This window comes from Kamptonema animale CS-326 (assembly GCF_028330895.1).
In the GTDB taxonomy this organism is placed as follows: Bacteria; Cyanobacteriota; Cyanobacteriia; order Cyanobacteriales; family Microcoleaceae; genus Kamptonema; species Kamptonema formosum.
The window spans coordinates 1-11132 of sequence record NZ_JAQMUA010000405.1; the positions used below are offsets into that span (position 1 = coordinate 1).

The 11132-nt window shown below is 42.7% G+C and carries 7 protein-coding genes; 3 read left to right on the forward strand and 4 right to left on the reverse strand.

All coding sequences use genetic code 11. The features are described from left to right. Together PN499_RS23905 and PN499_RS23910 are read left to right on the forward strand one after the other, a co-directional pair. The coding region (locus tag PN499_RS23905) for a cation:proton antiporter (RefSeq protein ID WP_272035252.1) at positions 1–1862 on the forward strand (1862 nt) is incomplete at its 5' end. Positions 1863–2078: 216 nt separating this feature from the next. Then, positions 2079–2762: a lysozyme inhibitor LprI family protein gene (locus PN499_RS23910; protein WP_272035254.1), complete on the forward strand. Its 684-nt coding sequence runs from the start codon at positions 2079–2081 to the stop codon at positions 2760–2762. A gap of 158 nt (positions 2763–2920) precedes the next feature. Here PN499_RS23910 and PN499_RS23915 read toward each other — a convergent pair whose 3' ends face one another. The 3 genes from PN499_RS23915 to PN499_RS23925 all read right to left on the reverse strand — a co-directional run bounded on the left by PN499_RS23915 (position 2921) and on the right by PN499_RS23925 (position 8737). Beyond that, positions 2921–3301, reverse strand: a complete 381-nt coding sequence (locus PN499_RS23915) for a response regulator (RefSeq protein ID WP_272035264.1) — start codon at positions 3299–3301, stop codon at positions 2921–2923. Positions 3302–3428: 127 nt separating this feature from the next. Beyond that, positions 3429–3809 (reverse strand): response regulator, encoded by a 381-nt coding sequence (locus PN499_RS23920; protein ID WP_272035256.1) that lies wholly within the window; start codon positions 3807–3809, stop codon positions 3429–3431. A 38-nt stretch (positions 3810–3847) separates the two neighbouring features. Continuing rightward, entirely contained in the window at positions 3848–8737 is a 4890-nt protein-coding gene (locus tag PN499_RS23925; protein ID WP_272035258.1) for a PAS domain S-box protein, read from the reverse strand. A gap of 113 nt (positions 8738–8850) precedes the next feature. On the opposite strand from PN499_RS23925, the gene PN499_RS23930 reads away from it, so the two are divergent. Continuing rightward, the gene (locus tag PN499_RS23930; RefSeq protein ID WP_272035260.1) at positions 8851–9219 is read left to right on the forward strand and encodes a response regulator; all 369 of its coding nucleotides are present in this window, start codon (positions 8851–8853) and stop codon (positions 9217–9219) included. Here the strand turns inward: PN499_RS23930 and PN499_RS23935 are convergent. Continuing rightward, positions 9188–11053 carry a response regulator gene (locus PN499_RS23935; protein ID WP_272035262.1) on the reverse strand — a complete coding sequence of 622 codons (1866 nt, stop codon included), beginning with the start codon at positions 11051–11053 and terminating at the stop codon, positions 9188–9190. The two genes, PN499_RS23930 and PN499_RS23935, sit on opposite strands and share 32 nt — an antisense overlap. Positions 11054–11132: the final 79 nt, after the last annotated feature.

Below are 11132 nucleotides of genomic sequence, written 5' to 3' on the forward strand. Positions count from 1 at the left end.
CTGCTATTGTTTTTTTGCTGCTGTTCGGGATGATCGCAGGGCCAAGCGGTTTGGGAGTGTTACACCCCAATTTACTAGGGAGTGGTTTAGAGGTGATCGTCTCCCTGTCAGTGGCGTTAATTCTGTTTGAAGGTGGTCTGAACTTAGAATTTAGAGATTTGGGGCGCGTTTCGGGTAGCATCCGCAATTTAGTTACTCTGGGCATCTTAATTACCCTCGTGGGTGGTGGTATGGCCGCTCACTGGTTGGGGGAATTTCCCTGGTCGATCGCCTTTCTTTATGCTTCCCTGGTAGTAGTAACGGGGCCGACGGTGATTGGGCCATTACTCAAACAGATATCTGTCGATCGCCAAGTCGCAACCATGCTGGAAGCAGAAGGCGTGTTAATCGATCCCGTTGGTGCAATCCTAGCAGTATTGGTACTCAATATTGTTTTGAATCGCAATCCCGATTTATTCGGGTTATTCCAAGAATTAGTCCTGCGATTGGTTACGGGTGGCGGGATTGGGATTGTCGGAGGTTGGCTGCTGGGATTGATTTTGTTGCGATCGCGCTTTCTCTCAGAAGACCTCAAAAATCTCGTAGTCTTAGCTGGTTTATGGGGAATGTTTGCTTTAGCAGAATCGATCAGCAGCGAGTCAGGATTGATGGCAACTGTCTTAGCAGGAATCGTATTGCGATCGGCCTCATTACCCGAAGAAAGACTATTACGGAGGTTTAAAGGTCAACTGACAATCCTTGCTGTTTCCGTCTTATTCATACTTTTAGCAGCAGATTTATCCATACCCAGTATTTTTGCACTCGGTTGGGGCAGTTTTTTCACAGTTTTAGCCTTAATGTGGATAGTGCGACCAATTAATATTTGGCTTTGTACTTGGAATAGCGGTCTGAATTGGCGACAAAAACTATTTGCTTGCTGGGTTGCTCCTAGAGGGATCATTTCCGCTTCCGTTTCTTCTCTATTTGCTATTTTGTTGACTCAGCGAGGCATTAATGGCGGCGACTCGATTAAAGCCTTAGTCTTCCTAACAATTATTATGACAGTCTTCCTGCAAGGATTGACGGCAGGGTGGGTGGCTCAACTTTTAGGTATCACTTCTAAGTCGGTGACTGGTGCTCTCATCGTGGGATCGAATCCTTTGAGCAGATTAATTGCCCGTTTATTTAAAGAACGGGGAGAGCTAGCTGTGATGATTGATACTGACGAAGCAGCTTGTCTGCAAGCAGAACAGGAAGGTTTACAAGTTTTCTTAAGTAGCGCCTTAGATCATAGCATTTTAGAAGAGGCGGGACTCGCTTCAATGGGAACTTTTTTAGCAATGACCAGCAATGGTGAGGTAAATTTAGTATTAGCACAAAGAGCAGCCGAAGAGTTTAAACCCCCAAGGGTTTTAGCTATTTTCCCTCGCGCTGCTACTGGGCCGACTAATAAGACTAAGATTCCTCAAGCCTTTATTCCAGATTTGCCACTTAAGACTTGGAATCAGTATCTAAATGATGGGGAGGTGAAGTTGGGGGAAACTCATTTTAAAGAGTCGGGCTTGGAATTTCAAGTGGCTCATTTGGAAGCTTTAATTGGTTCCGGAGAGTTACTACCGTTACTGATAGAAAGGGAGGGGTATTTACAGGTAGTACCAGTTGGTGAGGATTGGCTGAGCGGCGATCGGATTATATACTTGTTACACGATCCGAAACCAAAACTTTTGAAGCGCTTATCTGGTGCTTCCCAGTCTAGGCTGACTTTGGAAAAGCATCCCGTAGTGGAGGAAGTACCTATGCCTTCTCCTATTTTAGAAAAGGTTGTGGAGGAAAGCGAATTAGAAAATGATGTGGAGATTTTATCCCCTCCTGCGGCGCGATAGAGTAATATAGTAACCGCCAAGGCGGTTACGATGCTCCGATGCTCCGATGCTCACGAAAGAAGGGAAAGAAGGGAAATAAGAGGAAGAAGGGAATAGAATGAGCGAGTTTGGTGGAACTCAGAAAGTCTTAACCGACGAAAATTGTCATTGCGAACGAACCCGGATTTGGTATAAGTCCTGTCCTAGATTGACCACTCTACAAACTTTAAAAAAATCATGTTCAAAAAAATTACCAGTTCTATCTTATTAACAGCACTGACATTATCCTCTATAGGATCGTCTTCCAGCCCAGCTCAATCAGAATATTTAATAGCTCAAGCTGTGAAATGCAACCCTAATGGTAATACATTAGAAATGAGAAAATGTGCATCAGATAGCTATGCAGTAGCAGATAAAAAGCTGAATCAAGTCTATCAACAAAACATCTCCAAGCTTAGCGGTGAATACAAAAATCGCCTGATTCAAGCACAGAGAGCGTGGATTACATTTCGTGATGCAACTTGCAACTTTGAAGCTGCCGAAGCATTGGGGGGAACTTTGGAATCATTAGTATATACGGGATGTCTAGAGCGAGTTACCTCGGAACGAACGGCCTATTTACAGAGATATTTTGCTAATCTTAATAGTGGCTCTAAAACTGACACTACTTTGCCACAAGTTGGCACAGTAAAAAGCTTGGTTGATGGGGATATTATGTGTTATGCGACATTGATTGATGAGAACAATACTGAGCGAAGAGTCGGTGCAAGTTTTGAGATTTGTGCTAAGAAAGCTCAATTTTTAAATAAGAAAGTTCGCTTGACTTATGCTAGGGCTAATGTCAATGATTGTCAAAGTATTGAACCCTGTGGCAAAACGCGCCAAGAAATGCTAGTTACCAAAATGGAAATTATCAGGTAATCAATGCAGGAGGCAGGAGGCAGGAGGCAGGAGGAAAATACAATAATAGAAAGAAATATTTCGTAAAATTGTCAGACCGTAAAAGACTTGTATCCTACGAGCTACTTACAAAGGATTCATTTCTTTAAAATCTTGCGTCGTATGCGAGACCGGGAGAGTCAATCATTCCATCTCAAAATCTCTGCCACTTTTTCCATCAGGGTGGTGGGTTCAAATGGTTTGGGAATTATCCCATCAACGCCCATTTCGGTAAATTTGGCGCGATCGCTTGGTAAAACTTTCGCTGTCAGTAGAATCACTGGAATCGATCGAGTGATGGGATCGGATTGGAGGCGATCGTACACGGCAAACCCATCCATTCCCGGCATAGAGATATCCAGCAAAATAGCATTAGGGTGTTCTGTTTGTAGGATTTGCAAACATTCTTGTCCCGATGCAGCCACTAGGGTATTCCATCCCGCGAAGTCTTCCAGACACAGTTGTATCAGTTCGCGGAGGTATTCTTCGTCATCAACAATGAGAATTTGTTTCCCGATCATCAAAGCATTCATTTAGTCTCCTCCTATGCAAAGAACTTTTAGCTGCGTAACAGGAGACTAAATAGCAAGGGTAAGGAATTGGTAAAGATTCCGTTATCGTTACAAAATTTCACAAAAATACTGAAAGTTATTGATCCCATCCCAAAATCTCTGTGATTTCTTCTTTGAGGGTGATGGGCTCGATCGGTTTGGAAACTACCCCAGCAATGCCCATCTGGGCAAATCTGGCGCGATCGCTTGGTAAAACTTTTGCCGTCAGCAGAATCACTGGAATCGATCGAGTGATGGGATTGGATTGGAGGCGATCGCACACGGCAATCCCATCCATTCCTGGCATAGAGACATCCAACAAAATGGCATTAGGTCGTTCTGTTTTTAATATTTTTAAACATTCTTCTCCCGATGCTGCCACTAGGGTTTCCCATCCCGCTAAATCTTCCAGGCACGCCTGTATTAATTCCCGGAGGCAATCGTCATCGTCAACAATTAGAATTTGTCTGTCTATCATTCGATTTGGGAATTGAGATTTGGGATGTTGAATCGATCCTACAATTCAAAGTTAGGTAAGGGTAGGGTAAAGAAAAAGGTGCTGCCTTCGCCTAAGATACTTTCAACCCAGATTTTTCCCCCATGTCGCTCAATAATACTCTGACAAATTGACAAGCCTAACCCAGTGCCTCCTTTTTCGCGGGAATCGGAGGCATCGACTTGCTGAAATCGCCCGAAAATGAGTTCTAGTTTATCGGTGGGAATGCCACGTCCGCGATCGCGGACTTGAAAGAGCACAAAGTCTGTCTGGTTTTCGGCGCTGAGGTGGATTGTGGAGTGAGGGGGTGAGAATTTAAGAGCATTACCGAGCAAATTTGTCAAGGTTTGAATAATAGTATCTGGGGCAGCCCAGACTTTTACATCGGTGGGGGTAATAATTAATGATATTTGCTGTTGAGTAGCGATCGCCTGAATACCATCGACTGCTTGCTGCATCAAATCTGCTGCTTTGCAAACAGTTTTCTCCAAAACTGCCCGCCCGGAGTCTATGCGCTCCAAATCTAAAATATCATTAACCAGGTTCACCAAACGATGAGTATCGAGGAGGGCAATTTCAATCATGCGTCGAGCTTTTTCTGGCTTGCGATCGTAAACCCCAGTTTTTATTAGTCCCAATGACATTTGAATTCCTGTCAAAGGAGTGCGAAGTTCGTGGCTGACAATGCCAATAAACTCATTTTTAATATGTTCGAGCTTTTGTCGTTCGGTGATATCTTCCCCAATACTGATCGTGCCAATCATGTTTTCCTCTGCATCTTGCAGCCTGGTATTATTCCAGGCAATGAATCGTTCCTCACCAGATTTAGTCACGATTAAATTTTGATAATAGGGATGATAATTATGGGTTAAAACTTCCGAAAAAACAACTTGAAGCGCTTGTTGCTGAGCCTGGGGTAAGAAGTTTTCAAACCAATTTTTCCCTAAAACTTCTGGGTGAGTATATCCTGTGAGTTTTAAGAAGAAAGGATTAACATAGTTGACATTTCCCCATCGATCGAGTCCGACAACGATTAACTGCACGTTATCCAAGAGCGATCGCCAGCGTCGTTCGGCTTCTTGTAAGACAGCTTCGGCTTGCTGGCGTTCTTGTAGTTCGAGCTGAAGTTGTCCGTAGAGCTTGGATTGCTCAATGGCGATCGCCAATTGGCTAGTAATCTGTTCCAGTAATTCTATTTCCCAGGATTGCCAATTACGAGATGTAGAATTTTGGTAGAGCGCTAATAACCCCCAAACAGTTCCTCGCGCCCAAATCGGAAAAATTGCATAACTTTTGGCTTGAAATTGTTCCAGAAGTTCGATGTGACAAGGTTGAAGATCGGCCTGATAAATATCATTAACAACAAAGTTTTCGTTATTGGGAAAGCGACCTCCTTTATTTTCTTGTAGATAGGTATCTGCCCAAACTTTTTGAATATCATCTCCCACCAGTTTTACCCAATCCTCACCCACTGACTCGACAATAAAATCACCACTCCAATCAGGATTAAAGCGGTAAATTGCTGTGCGATCGGTTTTTAATGTCTGCCTGATTTCATTAACAGTATTATTTAAAACCGCATTCAGCTCCAAAGATTGGCGAATCCCTTGAGTAATACTCCAAAGCAAGTTTTCCTTTCTAGATTTCTGTAATAAAGCTGCTTCCGCCTCTTGTCGAACTTCTTCGAGGTGCTTCGCTAAGGTGATATCTTGATGAACTGCTACCAGCACATCCCCGTACTCGAAATGCTTGAATACAGAACAAGTCGCACTGCACCAAAAGGGCGTACCATCTTTCTTGACATTTTGGACTTCATAGCTGAATTCATGGTTTTGTAAAACGGCAGTCCGAATGGCTTGATTTACCTCTTGAGCAGTTACCGATTCGCTATTATAGTTCACAATCGAAACGTGCTGACCTTTGAGTTCCCCAAGATCGTAACCAAACATCTGCTCAAATTTAGGATTGGTATAGACAATCACTCCATTATCGGCTCTCACTAAGCAAATGCCTTCGGCCATATTACGGGTAATAACAGCTTGAAGCTCTAACATTTGTTCGGCTTGTTTGAGCTGAGTTAGATCGCGCATACTGACGATAACGCCGGAAATATTTTCACCTGCATCATATAAAGGCGTATAGGTAACGTTCAAAAATTGCGGGACTAAATTAGGATAGTCAAACCATCTTTCATACTGAATTTTTTCTCCCGCCAAACATCGGTCTAAGCGAGGTTGAATGAAGTTATCAAACAATTCTTCTCCTAGTATATTTCTGAGTGAATTGCCGATAACTTCGCTTTCAGATTTGTTGCACCAATTCAAATAAGCTTGATTCGCGATCTGATAAATATATTCGCGATTCATCATCGCAATTCCATCGGTTGTGTGGGAAATTATCCGCTGATATTGTTGGAGAATTTCTTCAGCAAGTTTGCGTTCAGTGATGTTTTCGACAATATAGGAAAATCTAGGATATTCACTAGGGCTGATTGTAATTGGGCAAACAGTTCCTGATAACCAGCACTCACCATCATTGGTAGGATGAAGATATTCAAACCGAACTGGGGCTTGAGTGCGTTGAGCCTCTTGGTAGTAGGAAATCCAACGATTGATCGTAGGTGACGGTATGCCTAAGCTACTAGAAAACTGATTTTGCATCCCGGCGGTGGTCTTGTGGAAAAACTGAGCTGCCGCCCAATTATCGGCAATGTGGAGAATATCTCCGTTATGTAGCTCAACTATGCCCATCGGTACAACCGCACTATTAAAGAAACTCCGTAAGGTTGATTCACTCTGCTGCAAAAGTTTCGCCGCTTCTTTGCGCTCGCTAATATCATTGTTAATTTCCAAGACCTTAATTAGGCTACCCAGATCGTCTTTTTGGACAACCCAACGGCTAGATACTGCGATCGGGGAATTGTCCCGACTATAATGAATCAGTTCACCTTCCCAGTAGCCTGTGGCGAGCAATTGAGCTTCAATTACGTTCAACGGCTGAGGAAACTCAGTTTTCAATAAAGCTTTGATTTCTTGCCCAAAGGCTTCGGCTTTTGTCCAGCCATACATCAACTCGGCTCCATGATTCCAAAAGGTAATTGTGGAGGTGAGATCCCAGCTAATAATGCCATCATGAGCTAAATCTAGTAGTTGCGCTTGTTCTTCTAGCAGTTGATAGGCGCGATCTTTTTCTAGTAAAGTAATTAACAGGCGATCGTTTAATTCGGTTAGTTCTACGGTTCGTTCTATTACTCTTTGTTCCAGGGCGTTATTTAGTTCTTTTAAGGCAATTTGTGCCTGTTTGCGTTCGGTAATATCTCGACAAGCACAGAATCGCATCATCTCCCCTTGCCATTCCAAGATGCTAGCACCGATCTCTACATCATAGATTGAGCCATCTTGTCGTCGGTGGCGAGTTTCAAATACTCCACTGGTAAAGCTGGTGTCATTTAGGAATTTCTGAATTCCTTCAAAAGTGAACTGAGCATCCCAGTCAAAAACGCTGAGGCTTAATGTTTTTTCTGGCGTGTAACCTAGCATTTCAGAAAATCGGGGATTTGCCTCTAATACCTTTCCTTCTCTGTCTAAAATCACGATGCCATCAAAGGAGGTATTAAAAATAGTCTGGATGCGGAGAGATTCTGTTTTTACTTGCTCAAATAAATCGGCTTTTTGGATGGCAATACTAGCTTGTGCAGACAACTGGCGTAGTAATTCTATTTCGCAAGTTTGCCATTCGCGGGGCGCGGCACAGTGATGAACAACTAGCAATCCCCAGAGATTTTTACCTTGCAGAATTGGTACAACTAGATTTGCCCTAACTTGGAAAGCTGCCAGCATTTCCCGATGACATGGTGAAATTTGGGCAGTGTAAATATCTGATTTGACAGTAACTAAGCCTTGCTCAAAGGGTTCAATATATTCTTTGCCAATACAAGGATCGTAGGAATGGTTAGATGAGATTGCGTTCCAGGCGGGATTGACCGATTCTACGAGAATTTTTCCGCCATAGTCGGCATCAGTTTTAAAAATCAGAGCGCGATCGCATTGCAAAAACTGGCGCACTTCCTCTACAGTTGTTTGCAGAATGTCTTCTAAATTCAGGGATTGGCGAATGCGCTGGGTCATTTCCATCAACAGCCGTTGTTGCTCGAATTGCTGATGCAGCAAGATTTCTGATTGCTTGCGATCGTCAATATTGACGTTCGTGCCAGCAATTCGCACAGCTTTACCTGTTTCGTCATAAAAGCCGTGTCCTCTACCCTCAACCCAGTGAATGCTGCCATCTGGCCAAATTAGGCGAAATTCATGCTGATAAACGCTTTTTGTTTGCAAAGCTTGCTGTATTGCCTGATTTAAGCCTTCGCGATCGTGGGGATGAAGCCTAGCGTCAAAGGTTTCGTATTTACCATCAAAAGTACCGTCAGCTAATCCAAATAAATGTTCGGTTTCTGGCGACCAAGTAATTTCTCCTGTCACCATATTCCAATCCCACATCCCCATCCGCGCCGCCGACAGCGCCATCCGTAGTCGTTCGCTATTTTCCTGAATTAATTGCTGATTGAGTCTGGCAATTTTGTGTCTATTTTCTTTAAGATTGCTGGTAAATAGGTTAATGGTCAAGGCAACTACTACAAAAAAACTTAACTGCACTAAATCCCGTGCTGTATTTAGCAGAAAAAATTGATAGCGAGGCTCAATCAAGAAATAATCGAGCGCTAGTGTGGAAAGCACAACTGTCACCACTCCCGGGTGAAAACCGCCAAACCAGGTACTAAAAATAATGGCAATATAGAAAAATGCCCCAATTGTCCGAGGCATTAGGGGTTCTAGCCAGAGGGTAAGCAGAAGAGCAAGGGCGGTTGAGGCTATGGCTAGGCTGTAGGGTAAAAATCGCCGAGATATGTTCATAAATTCCTTTTTCGGACTCGGTTGGCGATAATTTTTTTTTCTTTACTAATTCTTTACTTTGTTGTGGTTATATTACATCACGGTTTAATTTTCTTTAAATAGGTGGTGTAAATATGTCATCAAAACAAGTTTTGTTCATTCATAATCATATAACCTTTGCGGAAATTGTACAAGCTGGATTGGGCGATATAGATGATTGGCATATATCTACAGTTAGTTCACTTAAGTCAATGCTCATCCAAATCAGCCAAAATACTCCCGATCTAATTATTTTAGATTTTGAACATCCTGAAATGAATGCAGTAGAAATCTTAACGATGATTAGAAACTATCTATTTTGTTTTTCTCCTGTGGTAATTTTTGTCACCCACCTTTTAACTGAACAAGAAGAAAATATCTTAACTAAATTCGGGGTGTTAAATATCATCTATAAACAACTCAACTCACCAATTAAGACAATCGAGTGCGTTCCAGCCTACTAATTACCCGTGTCACGAGTTCTGGGCCCAACACAGGTTTACTGATGAAATCATCAGCTCCAGCAATAAAAGCTTTTTGCAAAGATTCTGGATCGGTATGCGCTGTCACCACCAAAATTGGTAAATTTTCCCATTGGATATCCTGTCGCACAACCTGACACAATTCTAAACCATTAATGAATGGCATTTCTATATCCAAAACTACCAAGTCAGGTTTATTACTAACTAAAACTTCCCAAAATTGCTGGGGTTCTGTGAGAGTTATTACTTCGATCCCCCAAGGAGTTAAAAAGCCCGATAATCTAGCCAGCATTAAAACGTCATCATCTACAATTAAGACTTTAGCTTTTAAAGTTTTAGAGTGAGGTAAAACACGAGATATTGCGTCAAAAATTTGCTTGGTGGTAGCAGGTTTGTGCAAAAATTGTCTAGCTCCTAAGCGCGATACTGCCAAACGATCGGCTAGGCTATCTCGTCCTGTAAAGACAATTATCGGCAGGTGGGGCGATCGCTTAGTTACTTCTTGCAGCAGCGTCAATCCATCTTCCTCCGTCTCTGCAAAGCTTAAGTCTAGTAACATCACATCCGGCATTGATAAAGCCAGAAGCGCTCTAGCATTGGTAAGATTAGAAGCAATTTTAATGCGTAATCCCCAAGCTTCTGATTCTGCTTTTAAGCGCTCTGTCAAGACAATATCATCATCAACTACTAACAACCGCTGAGATAAAAATGTAGGTGGTGATGGAGCTATTAAAGTAGCTGAAGGTTTGGTTAGTTCCTGCTGTAATCCTGTCACCAATTCCGAGAATTTGGTAATATCTTCCCCAGACAAAGAACCGTTTTTTATTAGTAAATGTTCTGCGGAACGTGCCAGATTCGAGCCTTCTTGATAGCCAAAAGATCCCATAGATCCTGCTAATTTATGAGCTTCATTCTTAGCCGCTTCCTGTAAATTATTTTCTATATTTCCCGCTAATAATGAATTCTTTGCCTGTTCTAATATGGCAATTTGTTGATTGAATACTTCTCGAAACCGCTCGAAAATTTTGTCTGTATTTTGTTTAGTTCCACTGCCAGATTGATGCTCTTTTGTGCTATCATTTTCAGGCTTGGTAGCATTAGATGGCACTGATTTGGGCTGGGATTTTAGTCGATAGCCCATACCATAAACTGTTTCGATGATTTCTTCAGTTAAGCCGCCTGCCTTGAGTTTCTTTCGGACATCTTTAATATGAGTGATAATGGCGCGATCGGTTGGTGCGTCCTCCAATCCCCACAGACGATCTAAAATGGCACTGCGGCTAAAGATGCGATCGGGATTTCGCAGGAATAATTCGAGCAGATTATATTCTGTCGCTGTCAGTGAAATGATTTGTTTACCAAATGTCACTCGACCCGAATCTAAGTCTAAACAAAGATTTCCCCAAGTCAAGGTATTAGCTGATAAATTCTGAGTAGAATCTCTAGGGGAAAGTGCTTGACTGCGCCGTAATAATGTTCTTATCCTAGCTAGTAATACTTCAGTAGCACAAGGTTTGCTGATGTAATCATCGGCTCCCGCATCGAATCCTGCCACGACATCGGCATCTGAATCGTTGGCCGTTAGTAACAGGATGGGTTTGCGGTAGCCTTGCGATCGCAGTTGGCGACATAGACTAATTCCATCAAGTTTGGGAACCTGCACGTCTAGCAAAATTAGGTCATACTCTATTGCGGTTGCCAATTCGAGGCCCGCTTGTCCATCACTCGCCAGATCGATCGCGTAGTGATTGACTCCTAACACTTTTGCCAGTGTTGCACTCAGCAATCTATCATCATCTACTAGCAGAATTTTCATCTTACCAATTACCGAAGAAGGGGCTAGGGGCTAGGGCGTGTTTTCAAACCCTGGGGGGGCGAAGCATTCGGACACAAAA